Annotated in this window: 22 protein-coding genes; 12 read left to right on the top strand and 10 right to left on the bottom strand. The window is 61.3% G+C overall.

Going from position 1 to position 20,598, the window contains the following annotated elements:
• Positions 1–11 precede the first annotated feature (11 nt).
• Positions 12–884, bottom strand: coding sequence for an NRDE family protein (locus ACTG4K_RS10960; RefSeq protein WP_439114241.1), 873 nt, complete (start codon positions 882–884; stop codon positions 12–14).
• A gap of 23 nt (positions 885–907) precedes the next feature.
• Positions 908–1,861, bottom strand: a complete 954-nt coding sequence (gene ygfZ / locus ACTG4K_RS10955) for a CAF17-like 4Fe-4S cluster assembly/insertion protein YgfZ (RefSeq protein ID WP_439114240.1) — start codon at positions 1,859–1,861, stop codon at positions 908–910.
• A gap of 144 nt (positions 1,862–2,005) precedes the next feature.
• On the opposite strand from ygfZ, the gene mltG reads away from it, so the two are divergent.
• The 11 genes from mltG (at position 2,006) to ACTG4K_RS10900 (ending at position 11,354) form a co-directional block, all read left to right on the top strand.
• Complete coding sequence (gene mltG, locus ACTG4K_RS10950; protein ID WP_439114239.1) at positions 2,006–2,980, top strand: endolytic transglycosylase MltG; 975 nt, start codon at positions 2,006–2,008, stop codon at positions 2,978–2,980.
• A gap of 36 nt (positions 2,981–3,016) precedes the next feature.
• Positions 3,017–3,676 carry a dTMP kinase gene (gene tmk, locus ACTG4K_RS10945; protein WP_439114238.1) on the top strand — a complete coding sequence of 220 codons (660 nt, stop codon included), beginning with the start codon at positions 3,017–3,019 and terminating at the stop codon, positions 3,674–3,676.
• Complete coding sequence (locus ACTG4K_RS10940) at positions 3,673–4,731, top strand: DNA polymerase III subunit delta' (protein ID WP_439114237.1); 1,059 nt, start codon at positions 3,673–3,675, stop codon at positions 4,729–4,731. The genes tmk and ACTG4K_RS10940 overlap by 4 nt, the downstream gene beginning before the upstream one ends.
• A gap of 98 nt (positions 4,732–4,829) precedes the next feature.
• Complete coding sequence (locus tag ACTG4K_RS10935; protein ID WP_439114236.1) at positions 4,830–5,201, top strand: PilZ domain-containing protein; 372 nt, start codon at positions 4,830–4,832, stop codon at positions 5,199–5,201.
• Between the two features lie 68 nt (positions 5,202–5,269).
• The gene (locus ACTG4K_RS10930) at positions 5,270–6,085 is read left to right on the top strand and encodes a TatD family hydrolase (protein WP_439114235.1); all 816 of its coding nucleotides are present in this window, start codon (positions 5,270–5,272) and stop codon (positions 6,083–6,085) included.
• A 57-nt stretch (positions 6,086–6,142) separates the two neighbouring features.
• Positions 6,143–6,772 (top strand): ankyrin repeat domain-containing protein, encoded by a 630-nt coding sequence (locus ACTG4K_RS10925; protein ID WP_439114234.1) that lies wholly within the window; start codon positions 6,143–6,145, stop codon positions 6,770–6,772.
• 319 nt (positions 6,773–7,091) lie between these two features.
• Complete coding sequence (locus ACTG4K_RS10920; protein WP_439114233.1) at positions 7,092–7,925, top strand: ABC transporter substrate-binding protein; 834 nt, start codon at positions 7,092–7,094, stop codon at positions 7,923–7,925.
• A 3-nt stretch (positions 7,926–7,928) separates the two neighbouring features.
• Positions 7,929–8,615 (top strand): ABC transporter permease, encoded by a 687-nt coding sequence (locus ACTG4K_RS10915; protein WP_439114232.1) that lies wholly within the window; start codon positions 7,929–7,931, stop codon positions 8,613–8,615.
• Positions 8,616–8,627: 12 nt separating this feature from the next.
• Entirely contained in the window at positions 8,628–9,341 is a 714-nt protein-coding gene (locus tag ACTG4K_RS10910; RefSeq protein ID WP_439114231.1) for an ABC transporter permease, read from the top strand.
• Positions 9,342–9,371: 30 nt separating this feature from the next.
• A complete protein-coding gene (locus ACTG4K_RS10905) occupies positions 9,372–10,511 on the top strand; it encodes a M14 family metallopeptidase (RefSeq protein WP_439114230.1) in 1,140 nt (379 codons plus the stop codon).
• Positions 10,512–10,553: 42 nt separating this feature from the next.
• Positions 10,554–11,354, top strand: coding sequence for an ABC transporter ATP-binding protein (locus ACTG4K_RS10900; RefSeq protein WP_439114229.1), 801 nt, complete (start codon positions 10,554–10,556; stop codon positions 11,352–11,354).
• A gap of 101 nt (positions 11,355–11,455) precedes the next feature.
• On the opposite strand, the gene ACTG4K_RS10895 is transcribed toward ACTG4K_RS10900, so the two are convergent.
• From ACTG4K_RS10895 to guaB, 6 genes are all read right to left on the bottom strand, one after another.
• Entirely contained in the window at positions 11,456–12,400 is a 945-nt protein-coding gene (locus tag ACTG4K_RS10895; RefSeq protein ID WP_439114228.1) for an FHA domain-containing protein, read from the bottom strand.
• 647 nt (positions 12,401–13,047) lie between these two features.
• Positions 13,048–14,001, bottom strand: a complete 954-nt coding sequence (locus ACTG4K_RS10890) for an LD-carboxypeptidase (protein ID WP_439114227.1) — start codon at positions 13,999–14,001, stop codon at positions 13,048–13,050.
• Positions 14,002–14,069: 68 nt separating this feature from the next.
• Positions 14,070–15,449 carry a tRNA adenosine(34) deaminase TadA gene (gene tadA, locus ACTG4K_RS10885; protein ID WP_439114226.1) on the bottom strand — a complete coding sequence of 460 codons (1,380 nt, stop codon included), beginning with the start codon at positions 15,447–15,449 and terminating at the stop codon, positions 14,070–14,072.
• A 3-nt stretch (positions 15,450–15,452) separates the two neighbouring features.
• Positions 15,453–15,668, bottom strand: coding sequence for a hypothetical protein (locus ACTG4K_RS10880; RefSeq protein WP_439114225.1), 216 nt, complete (start codon positions 15,666–15,668; stop codon positions 15,453–15,455).
• Between the two features lie 39 nt (positions 15,669–15,707).
• Positions 15,708–17,324 carry a glutamine-hydrolyzing GMP synthase gene (gene guaA / locus ACTG4K_RS10875; protein WP_439114224.1) on the bottom strand — a complete coding sequence of 539 codons (1,617 nt, stop codon included), beginning with the start codon at positions 17,322–17,324 and terminating at the stop codon, positions 15,708–15,710.
• A 156-nt stretch (positions 17,325–17,480) separates the two neighbouring features.
• Complete coding sequence (gene guaB, locus ACTG4K_RS10870) at positions 17,481–18,950, bottom strand: IMP dehydrogenase (protein ID WP_439114223.1); 1,470 nt, start codon at positions 18,948–18,950, stop codon at positions 17,481–17,483.
• A gap of 194 nt (positions 18,951–19,144) precedes the next feature.
• On the opposite strand from guaB, the gene ACTG4K_RS10865 reads away from it, so the two are divergent.
• Positions 19,145–19,663, top strand: a complete 519-nt coding sequence (locus ACTG4K_RS10865; RefSeq protein ID WP_439114222.1) for a DUF4124 domain-containing protein — start codon at positions 19,145–19,147, stop codon at positions 19,661–19,663.
• A 94-nt stretch (positions 19,664–19,757) separates the two neighbouring features.
• Here ACTG4K_RS10865 and ACTG4K_RS10860 read toward each other — a convergent pair whose 3' ends face one another.
• Positions 19,758–20,099 carry an RnfH family protein gene (locus tag ACTG4K_RS10860; RefSeq protein ID WP_439114221.1) on the bottom strand — a complete coding sequence of 114 codons (342 nt, stop codon included), beginning with the start codon at positions 20,097–20,099 and terminating at the stop codon, positions 19,758–19,760.
• Positions 20,100–20,108: 9 nt separating this feature from the next.
• Positions 20,109–20,555, bottom strand: coding sequence for a type II toxin-antitoxin system RatA family toxin (locus ACTG4K_RS10855; protein WP_439114220.1), 447 nt, complete (start codon positions 20,553–20,555; stop codon positions 20,109–20,111).
• Between the last annotated feature and the right edge of the window lie 43 nt (positions 20,556–20,598).

Genomic DNA, 20,598 nt, shown 5'->3' with positions numbered 1-20,598 from the left:
AGTGCCTGAGCTCACCACACCAAGGTTTCGGTGCGGTGTACCGACTGCATGGCGGCAGACCCGCAGCGCCCATCTGGCGTCTCCGGGGCGTGGTCGTGGGTCCATTCATCCAGGCTGACCCACCAGGACCCCACCGCCTGATCTCGCGGCTGAACCCGCACAACCAGGCTGCTGCGTGTGCCATAGCCCCGTTCGGACATGCGTACAAACGGGCTGGACAATTGCCGCTCAAGTGCCGGGTCCACCCCGGTCTGCGGCAGGTCGGCATCTGCGGCCTTTTGGTCATCCACCAAAGCCTGATGCAGACCGGACCACCAAGGGGTGCCGGGCTCGGGTTCTGCCGCTTTGTCAAGCGATGCCTGCAGCGCTTGTGTGAGGCGCTGCGTCTTGGGCCAGGGGGTGTTCAGGGTCGCATTGGACAGGCCGTAGACACCGGGTTTCAGGCGCAGGGTGTGCAGCTGGTTTGCCTGGGCGTCGTGCGGCCGTGCGGGGTGGCGGTTGCCCAGCCAGGCCCAATGGCCCTGGTGAAGATCCCCCACCACCAAATTGAAACCACCGTACGCAGCTGGGTCGATGCTCGCCTGCAGGCCGTGCCAGTCCAGATCGCCTGCGAGCCAGCGCGTGGGCAGTTCGCCCCGGCTGCGCAGGCCAACGCCCGACTGGCCATCGCGCACGTTGGTCAACATGGCCACACGCCCACCGGCGCTCACCCCGAGCCAGGTGCCGCCCTCGCGCAGGTCGCGTCCAGCCACCACGTCGGTGCCCTCAGGCAGCTTCCAACGGTGCAGACTGGCGGTCGGGCGGTCAAAGAACTCATCGCGGTTGGCCGCAATCAGCAGTGGGCAGGCCGCGTGGGCGTCAATCGCAAAGGCGATCAGGCACATGGGTTCGCTCGGTCAGCGTCGGGTCAAATGTCGTCGAGCAAAGGGTAGGGCAGTGGCAGCACGGTCAGCGCCGTCCCTTGTGCGCTCCCTGCGTGAAGCCCGCCTCCTTCTGCGGCACGGGTCTGCATCGACACCAGCGCATGCCAGCCGCCGTCCGGGTTCGCGGCCGCTGCGGCCACAGTGCCACAGGGTTGCTCAGCATCGCTCTCGTGGAACACTTCTTGGCCCACGGCCAGGGGTGCGGAGGCTTGCACCAGGTAAGCCCGGCGCTTCAGCGTGCCTCTGAACTGGCTGCGGGCCACCACCTCCTGGCCGGGGTAGCAACCCTTTTTAAAGTTCACGCCGCCTACCGACTCGTAGTTCAGCATCTGCGGCACAAAGGCTTCAACGACGGGTTGGGTCAGGGTGGCCACGCCGCTCATCACGTCTAGCCAGGCCCAGTGAGCGGTGTCCAGCAATGGGCCGCTGGGCTGAGGCGCCACACCGTGCGCCACCGGCGCCACCCACAGGGCACGCGCCACGCCAGCAGCCGGGTACAGGCGCACCCAATGGGCGCCATCGGCTGTTGTGGTGGTGCTCCACGGCTTTTCGGGAAGGTTTGCGGGTGCCGCTCCCGCCACACCCCACAGCGCAAAAGCATCGCTGGCATCGCTCAGCTTGACCTGTGCTCGCAGCACAAACATGGACAAACGCTTGAGCGTGGCTGCCAGCAGGTCGCGGCTGCACACCAAAAAAATGTCGTCGTGGCTGCGTTTGAAGGCCACAAAACTGGCTTGCATGCGCCCTTTGGCAGAACAAAAGGCCGCCAAACGCGCTTCAGACAGACCCAGCAGCGAAAAGTCTTGCGTAAGCTGACCATGGAGAAACTTGGTGGCGTCGGCGCCCTGGGCGCGTATCACGCCCCAATGGGGCAGGTGGGCGGCACCTTGCAGCCGGGTGGCATCAAACGCGGGGTCCTGGGCGGTGACGTGGCTCATGTCGGGGTCTGCTTTCGATTCATTCGGATGCCTGGATTATGATCACCGGCCCATCAAAGCGCGCCCCGCCGTGCACTTGTCCCCACTCTTTTCCCAGACGACCAACCCGCTGTGATACGCCTGCTGAAACTGCTGCTTGCGCTGATGCTCTTGGGTCTGGCCGTAGCTGCTGCGGCTGCCTGGTGGCTGCGTCAGCCCTTGCAGATGCCCGACACGGTGAGCGCCGAGACCCCGCTAGACGTGACCATTGCACCCGGCGCATCGGCTCGCGCTGTGGCTGACACGCTGGTGAACGCGGGTGTGCAGGCGCCGTCCGTGCTGCTGTACGCCTGGTTTCGCCTGTCGGGCGATTCGCGCAAGATCAAGGCCGGCAGCTACGAACTGGCTCCTGGCACCACACCAACCAGCCTGCTCTCCAAGCTTGTGCGCGGCGAACAAGCCCTGCGCAGCCTCACCTTGCTGGAGGGGTGGAACATCCGCCAAGTGCTGCAGGCGGTGCGCAGTTCACCCGACCTGAGGCAAGACCTCGATGGCGTGAGCATGGCCGAACTGATGGCCCGCATTGGCTACCCTGGGCGCCACCCCGAAGGCCGGTTTTTCCCGGACACCTACCGCATGGTGAAGCACACGCCAGCGTCTGCTGTGCTGCGCCAGGCCGCCCAAGCCATGGAGCAGCAACTGAATGCCGCCTGGTCCCAGCGTGCGCCCGGCAGCCCACTGCGCTCGCCCGATGAAGCCCTGATTCTGGCCAGCATAGTTGAAAAAGAAACCGGCCTTGAAAGCGACCGCGCCATGGTGGCAGGCGTGTTCAGCAACCGGCTGCGCATCGGCATGCGGCTGCAAACCGACCCCAGCGTCATTTACGGCATGGGCGAACGCTTCGACGGCAATATTCGGCGATCGGACCTGCAAACCGATACCCCCTACAACACTTACACCCGCGCCGGCCTGCCGCCCACACCCATTGCCATGCCGGGGCGCAATTCGCTCCTGGCGGCTGTGCGGCCTGCATCCACCAAAGCCATGTACTTCGTCGCCCGGGGGGACGGTGCCAGCTATTTCAGCACCACGCTGGACGAGCACAATGCGGCGGTTCGCCGTTACATCCTGGGCCGTTGAACGGCTCTTTTTGCGAACCATACTTCCTTCACCTCCATGGCACAGCCCGGTCTTTTCATCAGCTTTGAAGGTATTGACGGCGCGGGCAAGTCCACCCACATCGCCGGCTTGGCCGAGGCCTTTCGCGCGCAGGGTCGCCCGGTCGCTCTGACCCGGGAGCCGGGCGGTACGCCGCTGGCGGAAAAGCTCCGAGCCCTGGTCCTCAACGACGCCATGGACCCACTGTGCGAGGCCTTGCTGATGTTTGCTGCCCGCCGTGATCACCTGCTGCAAGTGATTGAACCCGCGCTGGCCCGGGGGGAGGTGGTGTTGTGCGACCGCTTTACCGATGCGACCTTTGCTTACCAGGGCTACGGCCGCGGATTTGACCTGGGCGTGTTGCGCCAGCTGGAAACGTGGGTACAAAGCCTGCCTGAAAACCCGGTTCAGCTGCGCCAACCCGATCTCACCGTCTGGTTTGATCTGCCGCCCGAAGTGGCGGCGCAGCGCCTGGCTGGCGCCCGGGTGCCAGACCGCTTTGAATCCCAACCGGTTGCTTTTTTCACCCGCGTCGCCGCGGGCTATGCCCAGCGTCTGGCAGAGCAACCCAGCCGCTTTGCCCGCATTGCAGCCGACCAGCCGGTCGACGCCGTATGGCTCAAAGTGCAACAAGCGTTTGTGCAGCGCGGCTGGCTTACACCTCAAGGTCAGTTATGAACGCCGTCCCCGAAGCGCTGCCCACTTCTGCGCCAGCACCCTGGTTGCAGCAGCAACTGCGCAGCCTCCTGGCGCAAAGGGGCCACGCCTTGCTGCTGTCAGGCCCTTCAGGGTTGGGTCAGTACGAACTGGCGCTGGCGCTGGCGCGCACTTGGCTGTGCGAGCAGCCCACCGCGCAGGGCGCCTGCGGCCACTGCGGTAGCTGCCACGCCATTGATGTGCGGACCCATGCCGACCTGTGCGTGCTGATGCCCGAAACGCTGAGCCTGGAACTTGGCTGGCCGTTGGACGAGGGCTCGCAAAAAGACATCGACGACAAAAAGCGCAAGGCCAGCAAGCTGATCCGCGTGGAAGCCGCACGCGAAGCCGTCAGCTTCACGCAGTTCACCCGTTCGCGTGGCAGCACCAAAGTGGTTTTGGTGTACCCCGCCGAGCGCATGAACGTGGAAGCGGCCAACACTTTGCTCAAAACGCTGGAGGAGCCCGTGGGCGAAGTGCGTTTTGTGCTTGCCACCGAAGCCGCCCACCAGCTGCTGCCTACCATCCGCAGCCGCTGTCAGGGGCATGCCATGGTGTGGCCGTCGCCCGACGAAGCCTTGCATTGGCTTCAGGCGCAGGCCAGCGCCATGGTCAAGCCCGGTGCTGAAGCGGCCACGCGCGAACAGGCTCAGGTGTGGCTGCAAGCTGCCGGCGGGCGCCCTGCCGATGCACTAGACTGGGCACGCAGCGGTCTTAACGCACAGGCCTGGACTCAATTGCCACAAGCGCTGGCCCGTGGCGACTGGACCTTGCTGGCCGACTGGCCTGCGGCCCGACAGCTCGCGGTATTGCAGAAGCTGTGTCATGACCTGATGGCCGCAGCAGCAGGTGCAGCGCCCCGATTTTTCCCTGCCAGCACGCTGCCCAAAGCACCGCGCTGGGCGGTACTTGCCACCTGGTCGCGCGAACTCATGGGCGCAGCGCGCACGGTGGAGCACCCGTTCAATGCGGGTTTGATGCAAGAAGCCTGGGCCGCCCGCACCCGGCAGATACTCAGTTCGGACGGCGGCGGCTGATTGGCCGGGCTGGCTTGGGCGAAGCGGGCAAAAAGTCGTGTCCTTTGCGGCCTTATTGCCGCCGCCCCATCAACCGAATGCCGCTAAACTAGCCGCTCATGAGCACCGCCCCATTGCCTTCGGCCAACGCCGCACGTCCCAGCGTCATCCAGCTGTCCATCAAGGAAAAAGCGGCGCTTTACGCGGCCTATATTCCCTTGTTTGCCGACGGCGGCATTTTTATACCCTCCTCACGCGACTACCGCCTGGGTGACGACGTTTATGTGCTGCTCAGCCTACCCGATGACCCGCAGCGTTATCCGGTCGCAGGCAAAGTGGCCTGGATCACGCCAGCTAAGGCCTCTGGCTCACGCACGCAGGGCGTGGGCATTCGCTTTCCGGCCGACGAAAAATCGCGGCACTTGAAAATCAAAATCGAAGAAATTCTCGGAGCCAGCCTCGGTTCCGACCGCGCCACACAAACCATCTGAGCGTTCGGGTCAGGCTGCGTCATGCCAGGCCAGGCCTGAACGCGTAGCCACTTCATAGCCCCTCACGCATGTTTACCGACTCCCACTGCCACCTGAATTTCCCCGAGCTGCGGGAAAACCTTCCCGCCATCTTGGCCTCCATGGCTCAAGCCCAGGTCAATAGGGCGCTGTGCATTTGCACCACGCTGGAAGAGTTTGAAGGCGTGCATGCGCTGGCCAGGGAAAACGCCCACCTGTGGTCCACCGTGGGCGTGCACCCCGACAACGAAGGAGTGCAAGAGCCCACACTCGACGATCTGCTGACCCGTGCCAAGCGGGCCAAAGTGGTTGGCATCGGTGAAACCGGGCTGGATTACTACAGGCTGAATGGCCGCACCGTGGAAGACATGGCTTGGCAACGCGAGCGGTATCGAACCCATATCCGCGCCGGGCGCAGCACAGAACTTCCGCTTGTGATCCACACCCGCAGCGCGTCTGACGATACATTGGCAATCTTGCGAGAAGAGGGCGGCTTCGCCAGTGCCACCGATGGGCATGGGAGCCAGTCCCGTTCCCGCGGTGTCTTTCACTGCTTCACCGAAACCGAAGCCGTGGCGCGTGCAGCGCTGGATCTTGATTTCTACATCTCGTTTTCAGGCATTCTCACGTTTCGCAACGCTGCGGACTTGAGGGAAGTAGCGGCGTTCGTACCCATGGACCGCATCCTGATAGAGACCGACAGCCCTTATCTGGCGCCCGTTCCCCACCGGGGGAAAACCAATACACCGGCTTACGTGCCGTTCGTGGCCAAGCAGATTGCCGATATCAAAGGCCTGTCTGTCGAACAAGTGGCCAAGCGCACCAGCGACAATTTCGAGGCATTGTTCAACCGGACCGTTGCCTGATCCATCATGTCAAATTACTTTAAGAAGAACACAAAGAGCTTTGTTTTTACATTGTTTTTGGCTATCTCCTGTAGTGCATTTTCAAGCTCTTTCAACGATTACTTCCGGGCCATCCAGCAAGACAACGAGTCACAGGTCATTGCGCTCACCTTGCGCGGATTCGATCTGAACACCCGCGATGAGAAAAGTGAACACGGCTTGACGCTCGCACTGCGCGACGGCTCACTCAAGGTCGCCAACTTTCTGCTCAGCCAGCCCAATGTGGACGTCGAGGCTCGCAATGCACAAGGCGAGAGCCCGCTGATGATTGCATCGCTGAAAGGCCACCTGGCCCAGGCACAACGCTTGATAGAACGCCGCGCTGAAGTGAACAAGCCAGGCTGGACACCACTTCATTACGCCGCATCCAACGAAGCACCCAGCAGCATCGCCATGGTGCGCCTGTTGCTGGAGCACCATGCATACATCGATGCCGAGTCGCCCAACAGGAGCACGCCTTTGATGATGGCTGCGCACTACGGCAACCCGGCTGTGGTCAAGCTGTTGCTGGAAGAAGGCGCAGACAGCTCGGTGAAAAATGAACAAGGGCTGACCGCCATCGACTTTGCACACCGCGCTGGGCGCACCGAGGCCGCGAACACGATCGCGGCCTACGTGCGCAGCCAGCAGCCCAAAGGACGCTGGTAACGTGGGTAGGTGGCTGCTCAGGAACGAGGGCCAAAGCTTCTCGTTCGGATAGGCTGCGCTGCCTTCTGGTCGTCATTTGAGGCTCTAAGTCGACATTTTGCAGACAGGAAAAATATTCCACGATGTATATTATGTATAGTTAATGCATCCAGGACCAACGGGTGTGAATATTGCTCTGAAACGAAACCAACCTGCGTCCCATGCGGGGAAACACCAGCATGGTGCGTGCCGAGAATTGGTCTGCCCCAGCCTACAATCGCGGGGCTTGCCAACAACCACTTTGGCAGATCACACATTTCAAAATTGTTTAAGGACTTCCATGAAGAACTTGTTTTTGTCTTTGAGTCTTGTTGGTGCGGCCACCTTGGTGGGCTGCGGTAAAACAGAAGCCCCTGCACCTGCCGCACCAGCGCCCGAGAAGGCTGCAGCGCCAGCACCCGTCGAACTGCCTGAGCTGAAGGTGGCGATTGACCCAACCTACGAACCGTTCACTTTTAAGACGCCAGACGGTAAACCCACGGGCTTTGACGTGGACATTGCCGAAGCACTTTGCAACGAAATCAAGCGCAAATGCGTCTACGTCGAACAAGTTTGGGACAGCATGATTCCTGGCCTTCAGGCCAAGAAGTACGACGTGATCATCAGCTCGATGTCGATCACCGACGACCGCAAAAAGGTGGTTGACTTCACCGACAAGTACTACAACACCCCCAGCCGCATTGTGGTCAAGGCAGACACACCCTTCGCCGACCTGAGCTCGCTCAAAGGCAAAAATATTGGTGTGCTGAAAGGCTCGACCCAAGAAAAATACGCCATGGGCGACTTGAAGCCCGCCGGCGTGAAGGTGGTTCCTTACGAAGCGCAAGACCAGGTCTACCTGGACATCAAGTCGGGCCGTCTGGACGGTACCGTGGCCGACTCTGTCGAAGTCACAGGTGGCTTCTTGAGCAAGCCCGAAGGTCAAGGCTACGGCTTCGTGGGTCCGGTGCTGAACGACGTGAAGTACTACGGGTACGGCGTTGGCATTGCCATGCGACAAGGTGAAACCGTGCTGCGCGACGAACTCAATGGAGCGATCAAATCCATCCGTGCGAACGGCGTCTACGAAACCATCAGCAAGAAGTATTTCGACTTCGACGTGTACGGCGAATAAAGCTTGACCGGGTATTACGCGTCCATTCTGCAAGGCGCCCTCCTCACGGTGGGCGTCTCTTTGGCCGCACTGTTGGTAGCCGTCTTGTTGGGCTTGGTGGGCGCAGCTGCCAAGCTCTCCGGCCGTCCAGTGCTTGTTACCCTGGCCACGGTTTACACCACTTTGGTGCGCGGCGTACCCGAACTGGTGCTGATGCTGCTGATTTTTTACGGTGGCACCATTGGTCTGAACAACCTGCTGGAAGCGCTGGGCAGCAAGGCCACGGTGGATATCAACCCGTTCCTGGCCGGTGTGCTCACCATTGGGTTCATTTATGGCGCGTACATGACTGAGACCTTCCGTGGCGCTATTTTGTCGATTCCGAAAGGCCAGATGGAAGCGGCCTGGGCTTTTGGCATGGGCCGCGTACGTACGTTTTTACGCATTACCGCACCGCAGATGGTTCGTTACGCCCTGCCCGGCTTCACCAACAACTGGCTGGTGTTGATCAAGGCCACGGCCTTGATCAGTCTGATTGGCCTGCAAGAGATGACCTACCTCGCCAAGCAGGCAAGTTCTGCCACGCGCGAGCCCTTTACCTTTTTCCTTTTTGCCGCAGGCCTGTTCTTGGTTTACACATCGGTGTCCCTGTGGGCGCTGCGAAAGCTGGAGCGCCGCTTCAGCATGGGTGTGAAGCGCGGCCATGTGTAAGGTGGCGCGAGCATGAAATGGCAAGTCATCTTTGAGCCCGACACCCTGGCCCTCTACGGCGAAGGTGTTGTGACATCTCTCACGCTGCTGCTGTCATCGCTGGGCGTGGGCGCCGTGCTGGCGGTGGTTTTCGCGCTCGCACTCACCAGTTCGGTGGCGCCGCTGCGTGCGCTGGTAGGGGCTTACACCTATGTGATTCGTGGCACGCCGCTGTTGATTCAGGTCTACCTGATCTACTACGGTCTGGCCCAACTGGAATGGATACAGACCCGCTGGGACGAGGTGTGGCCGTGGACCCATTTCAAGGAACCGTTTTTCTGTGCCTTGCTGGCCTTCAGCCTGAACACGGCGGGTTACACGGCTGAAATGCTGGCTGGCACCATTCGGGAAACCGCCGCTGGAGAAATTGAAGCGGCACAGGCCATGGGCATGAGCCGTGTGCAAGCCATGCGCCGCATTGTCTTGCCTAGCGCCCTGCGCCGCACCCTGCCCGCTTACAGCAACGAGGTGGTGATGATGCTGCACAGCACCAGCCTGGCCAGTACCGTGCCGGCGATGCTGGACGTGACCGCAGCCGCCAGCCGCATCTACTCTGACTTCTACCTGCCCTTTGAGGCCTATCTGTTCGCGGCGGCGATCTACCTATGCATCACGTTCACCCTGGTGGGCCTGTTCAGGCTTGCAGAGCAACGCTTTCTTGCCCATCTGGCCCCACGGCGCCACTGACGGCACGGACTGACTGTTTTTCCGGAACCCATGCACCGCACCGAACATCCCTTGTTGAGCCCCAGCCTGGGTAGCCAGAAAACCCTGGTGAGCTTTCAGTTTGGACCCGCGAGCGCACGGCCTAAGGTGTACGTGCAGGCCAGTCTGCACGCAGAAGAGTTGCCAGGCATGCTGGTGGCACACCACCTGCGCTCGTTGCTGGAGAAGGCTGAACAAGACGGGCGCCTGTTGGGCCAGGTGGTGCTGGTGCCCGCTGCCAACCCGATTGGTCTGGCGCAACGGTTGGACCACAAAGCCATGGGCCGGTTTGAGCTGGACACCGCGCAAAACTTCAACCGCAACTACCCCGACCTGGCCCTGGCCGTGTGGGAAGAGGTGAAACCCCACCTAGGGAACGACGCGACTGCCAATGTCGCAACAGTCCGTCAAAGCGTGGGCGCATGGCTGGCCGCCTGGCAGCCGCTGACCGAATTGGATAGCCTGCGGCGCCAGTTGTTGCTGCTCTCACACGACGCTGACGTGGTGATCGATCTGCACTGCGACTGGGAAGCTGCGCTGCATCTTTATAGCGAAGAAGCCTGCTGGCCACCGCTGGAGCCTTTGGCGCGACTGCTCGGCTGTGAGGCCGTGCTGCTCGCCTGCGAGTCAGGGGGTGGCCCTTTCGACGAGCGCCTCTCGGGTCTGTGGTGGCAGTTGGCCGCGCATTTCAAGGCGGCCGGACTCAGCGTTGTGCTGCCACAAGCCTGCGCCAGCACAACGGTGGAGCTTCGCGGGGAATCTGACGTGAGCCACGAACACGCCACTCACGATGCTGTCGCGTTGCTGGCCTATATGGAGCACCTGGGCGTTGTGCGGACTGACGCAGCCAAAGAGCTGCCCACCCTGCCCTGCACACCCACACCCCTGGCGGGTTCCCAAACCTTGAGGTCTCCGGTTCCCGGTGTGCTGGTTTTTCTGGCAAAACCGGGTCAGGCCATGGCTGTCGGTGAGGTGGTGGCCGAGGTGATCGACCCGACCGCAGTGGGCCAATCCCGCATTCACGCTGTGCGCACCGAGGTCGCGGGCGTCCTCTACGCCACGGTCAAAGAACGCTATGTCATCGCCGGTGGCGAGGTGGGCAAGATCGCAGGCAGTGTGCCATTCCGGTCTGGTGACCTGTTGGGTGCATGATGCCCGTGACCACCTGCATCACCCATTTACACACCTGAATTCATGAACGCTGAACACGCCGCGACCACGCCCACCGCCAGCCCGTTGCTGGAGGTGGAGAACATTCACAAGCGATTTGGCCCGAATGAAGTGCTCAAAGGCGTGTCGCTGCAGGCACGGGCGGGCGATGTGATCAGCCTCATCGGCAGTTCAGGCTCGGGCAAAAGTACCTTATTGCGCTGCATCAATCTGCTGGAAAAGCCCAATACCGGGCGCATTGTGCTGGCCGGTGAAGAGTTGCAACTCAAAACAGACCGCCATGGTGAATTGCAGGCCGTCAATACCGCTCAGCTGCAGCGCTTGCGCACCAAGCTGGCCATGGTGTTCCAGCATTTCAACCTTTGGGCACACATGACGGTCCTCGAAAACATCATTGAGGCACCGATCCATGTGCTCGGTATCTCGCGTGACAAGGCCGTGGAGACTGCCCGGCGCTATCTCGAACGGGTGGGGCTGCGCGGTGTGGAAGACCGCTACCCTGCACACATGAGCGGCGGTCAGCAACAGCGCGTGGCTATTGCCCGCGCGCTGGCGGTTGAACCTGCCGTCATGTTGTTTGACGAGCCAACAAGTGCGCTCGACCCCGAGCTGGTCGGCGAGGTTTTGCGTGTAATGAAGTTGCTAGCCGAAGAGGGACGCACCATGCTGGTAGTAACGCATGAGATGGGCTTTGCGCGCGAAGTGTCGTCGCACTTGATCTTTCTGCACCAGGGCAAGATTGAAGAGCAAGGCATACCGGCCGAGGTGCTGGCCCATCCGAAAAGCGAGCGACTCGCCCAATTCCTTTCTGGCAACCTCAAGTAAGCATGAAAACGGTGGTACGGTGCGCCTGAGTGGACCACCAAGGTGAGGCGACGAAGTGCCAACGAGCGATCAACCGCCGTTTTATGCGGTCGCGCTGCCTTTCAGGACCGGATCGTACTGCGCCCCAGCGTCATGCTGCCTTCCACCAGCTTGAAGCTGACGGTGGGTGCACTGAAGTCGGAAAACGGAGCGCCCATGGCAATTTCCCCATTGCTGTGGAGCAGGCACTCTTGGCGCCTGAGCGCGATGGCATTTTCAGCGCCCTCAAACCGAACCCAGGTGCCGTAGCTGCTGATGTCCTCCAGCACGTAGTTTCCCGAACGGATGTCTATGCTGGCGTGAAGGCGGGAAACACGGGGGTCGTTCACCACAAAGTCGGCCTCCGGGACGCGACCAATTTTCATTGGCAGGTCGGTCAGGTTGAACGCTCTGCTGGCATCCAGCCATTCCAATTCAATGCCGCCAAAAACGGACTCGCCGGACATACCCAGCTGGTGAAGATCCGATGGCAGGGTCAAGAATTCAGACAGCATCTCGGGCTGCCATTCGATGCGGAACACCTCGCAGGGCTCTGCACGGCCTTTGATGCGCATGGGCCCCAGCGTGCGGCTGCGCACGCCATGGCGCACACCCAGTTTGCGTATTACCTGGTCGGTGACCAGAATCTGCTCTGGACCGGCCAGATCGCTTAGGCGAGAAGCCACGTTCACCGCGTCACCAAAACAATCACCGTCAATCTGCACCACCTGGCCGCGAGCCATGCCGATTTGCATCATGAGCTTCAGGCGGTTTGGCCACTGTGCGACCCGGTTGGCGTGCTCTTGCTGTATCTGGATGATGGTTTCGACGGCATGGCGGTTGTTGCTAAAGGAGAGCAAAACGCCATCGCCAAGCATCTTGACCACCTTGCCCCCGTTTTCTAGACCCACTGACCCAATCCACTGGGTCAATTTCGTGACGGCTTTCGTCGCACGGTCGTTGCCCAGTGTTTCAAACACGGACACGCTACCGGTCAAATCTACGAATGCAATTGTCAGTTCGGCCATATTTCAAGGTGGAAACACTGTGGATTACAACACAGTGTGGCGCATAGAGTATTTCCGTTGATTGCCCGCTATTTTGCACACGCAGCGACATGCCGTCCGAAGCATCCAATCACTGGCGAGATGACCCGCTAAGAAAAAAACGGCAATCCACCCCGAACCGAGTTTCATTGAAAGGAGAGGAACAACGCCAAGCCAAATGCCCAGTCACATGCTCAGAAGAAGCGTGTGAATACATGATGTGACTGTTGTTTTTTTGCTTTATGGTGGAGTTCTCTATTGCAACCGGAAGGACTATTGTTGAACTTGCAGCAATACATATCAAGTCATTGAGGCCGTTGCCAAGCGCTGGGCGCATTCAAACCCGGTCGTCAAAAGATGTCAGTCCCGTTGGGTTAAGAGGCGGGCTCAGGACGGCCCGTAGTGTTTGAGCCGCTACGAAAAGCGATGCTCGCCGCGTTGGATGAAGAGGGGACAGAAATGATGGCAGGTCTTGGCGAGTGTGCAGCGAGACCGAAGCGATCGACACGGCGCAAAGCCTCTCCACCGTGTTCAGACTTGCGCCCCAAAAGATTGATTGATGTCAGCCCGCGCACCGCTGCACCAATGACTAGGGAGCCAACTCCAACAGTGGCCCCTTCGCCAACCGGTCATCCCCAATACAGCAGGGCGTCACGCCCTTGCACCATCAGCTCCACCTGCTGTCCGACGGGCAACAATACCTTGGTGGGTACGTGCCCAAACGGCAGGCCCGTGAACACGGGCGTACGGGTTTGTGAGCGCAGCCAGTTGACCACCGTCTGAAGCTTGAAACCTTTGTCGTGCGGGCTCGGTTGGTAGCGGTTGAAAGAACCTAGCAATACCGCTTTTTGCTGCCCGATGATGCCCGCATGCAGCAGCTGGGTGAGCTGTCGCTCAATGCGGTAGGGGTGTTCGTTCACATCTTCCAGAAACAAAATACCGCCCTTGGTGGCTGGCAAAAAGGGTGTACCGACCAGCGAGCACAAGACGCTCAGGTTGCCCCCCCACAGCGTGGCCTTGCGTACCCGCAGCTCGGGGCCATCTGCGGCAACGGTTTTGCCTTGCTGCTGCAACAGCGCCGTCAAGGCCGGGGCGTCGCTGCTGGGTAAACGCCAGCCAGACCCCTCACCGTGACCACACAACAGGTCGTCAAAGCAGGCTTCCATGATGTCGTCCGGGCCTGCTTCGGCGCCGAAGTCCTCGCCCAAGGCTGGGCCGGCCCAGGTGATCGCACCGGTTTTGGCGTACACGGCGCATTGCAACGCGGTGAAGTCGCTCAAACCCACAAACTGCGTGCCCCGCTCGATGGCCTTGGCCAACGGTTTGTAGGGCAGCGACCCCAGCAGACGCGTCAAACCATAGCCGCCGCGTGAAATCAGCGCCACGTCGGCAGCACTGGCCGCAGCCCGGCCAATGGCGGCCAAGCGGGTGTCATCGTCGCCAGCGAAACGCTGGTGGCTGCTCAGCGCCGCTTCATCAATTTCCACTTCGTGCCCCAAAGCCTTGAGGCGGGCCACGCCCCGGCGAAAAGCGGCCTTGTCTCGCACGGCACTGGAGGGGGAATAGATGTAGATGTGGCTCATGGGATCTGGCGGCAGACAAAGAATCCCATTATCCTGGAAAGACCCGCAAAACAGTCCCGGGCCGGGTGTCAGCGCGTGAAGTGCGCGAGCGCCATCTGGGCAATGGCTTTGCCGTGTTCTGGCACAAAATGTCCCGCTTCGGGCAGCAGCACGGGCTCAGGGCACTGGCGAATGCGTCGGTGCAGTTCCCACATCGCCTGCTCACCCAACACCGGGTCTTGCTGACCAATTGCCATGAGACTTTGCCCATGCCATTCGTCTTGCCAGAACGCACGGGCGCGTCTGGCCACATCGGCCCCATCGTCGTGCGGGTGCTCTGGCACCAACATCGGAAAGGCCCGCAGCGCAGCGCGGTGCCCTTGGTCGGGAAAAGGGGCACTGTAGGCGGCGCTCTCGGCTGCGCTCAGCTGCGGGATGCCCCGTGCAAAGAGGCGCGCAATATCAAAAGCCGGTTTTTCAGTGCACATTTTTCGCCACGCCTGAAAGCCGGGCGACAAGGGTGCGTCGCCCGTGGCCAGCGTGGTGTTCATCACCAGCAGAGCGCTGAAACGCTCGGGCGCTTCCATGGGTAAGGTCAAGCCCAGCAAGCCGCCCCAATCTTGTACCACCAACACCACATGGCGCAGGTCCAGCCGTTCGATCAACTCCAACAAGACCTGGCGGTGCCAGCTGAAACTGTGCGCGGCTTCCCTCTTGGGTTTGTCACTCTTTCCAAATCCGATCAGGTCAGGTGCGACCACGCGGTCCCCTGCTGCAATAAACACCGGCAGCATCTTGCGGTACAGGTAGCTCCAGGCCGGGTTGCCATGCAAGCAAAGCCAAGTACGGGGGGCATCGCGCGGGCCCTCGTCCAGGAATTGCAGGCGCAGGCCAGCTAGCGAAGGCAGATCGCTCACGTAGTTGGGTGACCAAGGGTAGTCAGGCAACCCCGCAAAACACCCGTCGGGCGTACGCAGTGCGTCTTCACGCAGCGGGTGGCTTTGGCGCTTATGCAATTCGCGCCGTTGCCGAAAAAAGCTGCTCAGCAGGTCCCCACACGTTTGAGCCAGAACGCCACCCTGCACCGCTGTCTGGTGGTTGAGCCGGCGCTCTGCAAACAAATTGAGAACCGAACCTGCAGCGCCGGTCTTGGGATCAGCGGCGCCAAACACCACGCGCTTCAATCGGGCATGCAGCATGGCGCCGCTGCACATGGCACAGGGTTCCAGCGTGACAAACATTTCGCAGTCATCCAACCGGTAGTTGCCCAGCACCTGAGCGGCAGCCCTCAGCGCCACGATTTCAGCGTGGGCCGTTGGGTCATGGGTGGCCAGGGGGTTGTTGCGCCCAGCCGCAATGATCTCACCGTGGCGCACCACCACCGCGCCCACCGGCACCTCACCGTTTTTGGCAGCTTCACGCGCCTGCTCAAGTGCTGCGCGCATGAAAGTCTGGTCGCAGGCGCTCATGCCTCAGCGCCCCGTCTCGTCGAGAGCGTCCAGCTTGCGCTGGTTATGCTTCAGCCCATCGTCCATCGCATCGCGGTACTGCTGCTGAATCTGCTGTGGAGCAGGTGCTTTGCCTGGCACCTCCGGGTTGGGCAGCCCATCGTCCACCTGCTGCTGCATCAGGGCGAGCACCAGCAACAAACCCATCATCAAAGAAACGATACTCAGCAAAGTTCGCACGGGCGTCCGCTTGTGGCTGTTCGATTCAGCTAAGCAGGATCACTCCCACTCAATCGTGGCCGGCGGTTTGCTGGACACGTCGTAGGTCACACGGTTGATGCCGCGCACCTCGTTGATGATGCGGCTGGAGACCTTCTTGAGCAAGGCATACGGCAGCTCGGCCCAGTCGGCGGTCATGAAGTCGCTGGTCTGTACCGCGCGCAGCGCCACCACGTAGTCGTAAGTGCGGCCGTCGCCCATCACGCCCACACTCTTCACCGGCAGGAACACGGTGAAGGCCTGGCTGGTCAGGTCGTACCAGCTCTTGCCGCTGTTGTGGTCGATGGTGGATCGCAGCTCTTCAATGAAGATGGCGTCGGCCCGGCGCAGCAGATCGGCAAATTCTTTCTTCACCTCTCCCAGAATCCGCACGCCCAGGCCCGGGCCCGGGAACGGATGGCGGTAGACCATATCGTGCGGCAGGCCTAGCGCCACGCCGAGTTCGCGCACCTCGTCCTTGAACAAATCGCGCAGCGGTTCCAGCAGTTTCAGGCCCAACTGTTCGGGCAGGCCACCCACGTTGTGGTGGCTCTTGATGGTCACGGCCTTTTTGCTCTTGGCACCGCCGGATTCGATCACGTCCGGGTAAATCGTGCCTTGCGCTAACCACTTGGCGCCTTTTGTTGATGCTCCACTTGAAATGAGTTTGGCGGCTTCGGCCTTGAAGACCTCGACGAATTCGCGGCCGATGATCTTTCGTTTGGCTTCCGGCTCGCTCACGCCGGCCAGGTGGCCCAGGAATTGGTCGGCCGCATCGACACGGATCACCTTCGCGTGCAGCTTGCCGACAAACATGTCCATCACCATGTCGCCCTCGTTCAGGCGCAAGAGGCCGTGATCGACGAACACACAGGTGAGCTGGTCGCCGATGGCGCGGTGGATCAGGGCAGCGGCCACGGAAGAGTCGACGCCACCCGACAGGCCGAGGATCACCTCTTCGTCGCCCACCTGCTCGCGGATCTTCTGCACCGCTTCTTCGATGTGGTCGCGCATGACCCAGTCGGCCCGGGTGCCGCAGATTTCCAGCACGAAACGCTCCAGCAGCGCCCTGCCCTGCACCGTATGCGTTACTTCAGGGTGGAACTGCACCGCGTAGTAGCCACGATCCACGTCAGCCATGCCGGCAATGGGGCAGCTGTCTGTGCTGGCCATGAGTTTGAAACCGGCTGGCATTTCCGTGACCTTGTCGCCATGGCTCATCCAAACCTTGAGCATGCCGTGGCCTTCCGGGGTGTGGAAGTCGGCAATGTCTTTGAGCAGCGGCGTGTGGCCGCGGGCACGGACCTCGGCGTAGCCGAATTCACGGGTGGTGCCCGCCTCCACCTTGCCGCCCAGCTGTTGCGCCATGGTCTGCATGCCGTAGCAGATACCCAACACCGGGATGCCCAATTCGAACACAGCGTCAGGCGCCTTGTCGTCTACCTCGTAGACGCTGGCATGGCTGCCCGAGAGGATCACGCCCTTGAGCTGGCCGTCGGCTGCGAACTCGCGGACCCACTCGCTGCTCACATCGCAAGGGTGCACTTCGCAGTACACATGCGCTTCGCGCACGCGGCGCGCGATGAGCTGGGTGACCTGGGAACCGAAATCGAGTATGAGGATCTTCTGGTGCTGCATGGCGTGACGATAGGACTTCAGAAAAAGAAAAAGGCCGTCAAAACAGACAGCCCGAAGAGCGAAATGCCCCAAACCCAGGGCGCCGCGGAACTGGCTTTGCCAGGCCGCCAGCGCCGCCCCCTGGGGGGTGACGCCGCAGGCGGCGCGGGGGGAGATTCATTCAGCGCGGTAGTTGGGGGCTTCTTTGGTGATCTGCACGTCGTGCACATGGCTTTCGCGGATACCGGCCGAGGTGATCTCGACGAACTCAGCCTTGTGGCGCATGTCTTCAATGCTGGGGCAGCCGCAATAGCCCATGGAGGCTCGCAGGCCGCCAGCCATCTGGAAGATGATGGATACAACCGAGCCCTTGTAAGGCACGCGGCCTTCGATGCCTTCGGGCACCAGCTTGTCGGCGTTGGGGTTGCCAGTGCTGCTTTCCTGGAAGTAGCGGTCGGCACTGCCCTGCTGCATGGCACCGATGGAGCCCATGCCACGGTAGCTTTTGTAGCTGCGGCCCTGGTAGAGCACGATTTCGCCAGGCGCCTCTTCGGTGCCGGCAAACATGCCGCCCATCATCACCGTGTTGGCGCCGGCTGCAATGGCCTTGGCAATGTCGCCGCTGTAGCGGATGCCACCGTCGGCGATCATGGGCACGCCCGTGCCTTGCAGGGCGGTCGCCACGCTGTCAATGGCCATGATCTGCGGCACGCCCACGCCCGCCACAATGCGGGTGGTGCAGATGGAGCCGGGGCCAATGCCCACTTTGACAGCGTCGGCACCGGCTTCCACCAATGCCAAGGCCGCGCCACCGGTGGCGATGTTGCCGCCAATGACATCAACATGCGGGTAGTTGTGCTTGACCCAGCGCACCCGGTCGAGCACACCTTTGCTATGGCCATGGGCCGTGTCGACCACGATGGCATCCACACCGGCTTTGACCAGTGCTTCCACACGCTCTTCGGTGCCCTCGCCTACGCCAACGGCTGCCCCTACGCGCAGGCGGCCAGCGGCATCGCGCGCGGCATTGGGGAAGTTGAGCTGTTTGGTGATGTCCTTCACCGTGATCAAGCCCTTGAGCTCAAAGGCATCGTTCACCAGCAGCAAGCGTTCCAGCTTGTGCTTGTTGAGCAGGGTTTTGGCCTCGGCCGGCGTGGTGCCATCGGGCATGGTGATCAGGCGCTCGCGCGGCGTCATGATCTCGCTTACTGGGAGGTCGTAGCGCGTCTCAAAGCGCAAGTCGCGCCCGGTGACGATGCCAACCACCCGCCCCGCATCTACGACCGGGAAGCCAGAAACACCCAAGTCGTCAGACAGCTTCATGACTTGGCGGATGGTGGTCTGCGGCGTGATGACCACAGGGTCGCGCAGCACGCCCGACTCGTAGCGCTTGACCTTGGCCACCTGGGCGGCCTGCTCTTGCGCCGTGAGGTTCTTGTGAACAATGCCGATGCCGCCTTCCTGTGCAATGGCGATCGCCAGGCGCGCTTCGGTCACGGTGTCCATGGCCGCTGAAACCAGGGGAAGGTTCAGCTTGATGTTGCGTGAAAACTGGGTAGCGAGTGAGGTGTCCTTGGGAAGGACCTGGGAGTACGCTGGCACCAACAAGACATCGTCGAAGGTGAGCGCTTTGCCGAGTAGGCGCATGGGTAAAGCTCCAAAAGCAATATTGTATCCGGCCAACATCTGGGCAACCCCCTGTAGCGGTAGCCCAACTGGGCAGGGAACCCACGAACAAACGGCGCCGACGTGCAACTTGTGCACCGCAGTGACACAAACTCAACATCGACGCACCTCAGCGGCGCTAAACTTCGCCCATGGTTTTCAAAAATGCTTCTTTCATGACATGGCGTCAATGCGTTGTGGTGGCATTTGCCGCGCTTGCCAGCAGCGCTGCGATGGCGCAGTGGCAATGGGTTGATGGCACCGGTCGCAAAGTCTTCAGCGACACCCCTCCGCCCAGCACCGTGCCGGAAAAGAACATTCTCAAGCGCCCCGGTTTGCGCGCGCCGGCTGTGGCTGCTGCCACAAGCCCGACGCAGACCGAGGCCACTGCCTCCACCCGCACAGGTGCAGCCCCCAAACTGAGCGGGCGAGACGAGCAATTGGAAGCCCGCAAGAAACAGGCTGAAGAAGCCGAGCAAGCCAAAAAGAGGGCCGCAGAAGAACGCCAAGCAAAGGCGCGCGCTGCAAACTGCGACAGGGCCAAGCGGGCCAAGACCACGCTGGACTCGGGCATCCGCATTGCCACCACCAATGCCAAAGGCGAGCGGGAAATCCTGGACGACAGCGGCCGGGCTGCTGAAACCAAACGCCTGGACGATTTGATCCGTTCAGAATGCAGCGGTAGCGTGGACTGATCGTCACCACGCGGGATGGCTACACCGGTCTCCCCTGTGGGTGGTTGAGGACGCTCAGGTGCTTGGTCACGCTGGCACAGTGGCAGTCGGTGCCTCAATAGCCCGCTTTTGAGCCGGGGCGGCGGCGGTTGAACAACCCGGTTCCACGCGCGCCCTGCCCCACGAAACGCTCCCTGCGCGCCACTTTGGGGTCTACGCGCAATGCACGGTAAACCTCAAGGCGGTCTCCCGCACGAAGCTGTGTATGGGTACTGGTCTTGCTGCCCCATACGCCCAGCGGCAGTTCTTGAGCTTGGATTTCTGGAAAACGGACCAGCCAGCCGGACTGCTCCAGCGCTTGCAACACGGTGGTGCCAGGGGCGATGTCGAGCACGGTTTCATGCACCGTGCGTGGTGCGATGGCGTAGACCAGTGAGATGCGCAGGCTGTTGCTCATGGCATCTCGTCAGACACTGCCGTAGACCTGGTCGGCGCGCTTCACAAAAGCGTCCACCAAGCTACCTGCAATTTTTTCAAAGACGGGCCCCACCAGCTTGGCCAAGGTGGCGCTGTTGAATCCGTAGCTCAAGGTGAATTCCACCTTGCAGGCCCGCTGGCTGCCATCCCCGAGCGGGGTGAACACCCAGCAACCATCAAGATGCGAAAACGGACCGTCAACCAGCTCCATGCTCACCTTGCGGTCGAGTTCGTGCACGTTGCGGGTGGTGAAGCTGTGGCGCAGACCGCTGATGGCCATCCCCACTTTCGCCACCATGGTGTGGTCTTCTTGCTCCAGCACTTCGCCGTGCTCGCACCAAGGTAAAAACTGGGGGTAATGTTCGATATCGGTCACCAGCGCAAACATTTCGTGGGCGCTGTGCCAAAGCAAAACAGATTTGTGAATGGTTTTCATACAATGGACCTGCGTGCAAGCGGGTTTGAAGCCCGCCGGTCAG

The organism is Hydrogenophaga sp., from assembly GCF_965657535.1.
Lineage (GTDB): Bacteria > Pseudomonadota > Gammaproteobacteria > Burkholderiales > Burkholderiaceae_C > Hydrogenophaga.
The sequence above is the reverse complement of the archived record's forward strand: the minus strand, read 5'-3'. Positions and strand labels throughout refer to the sequence as shown.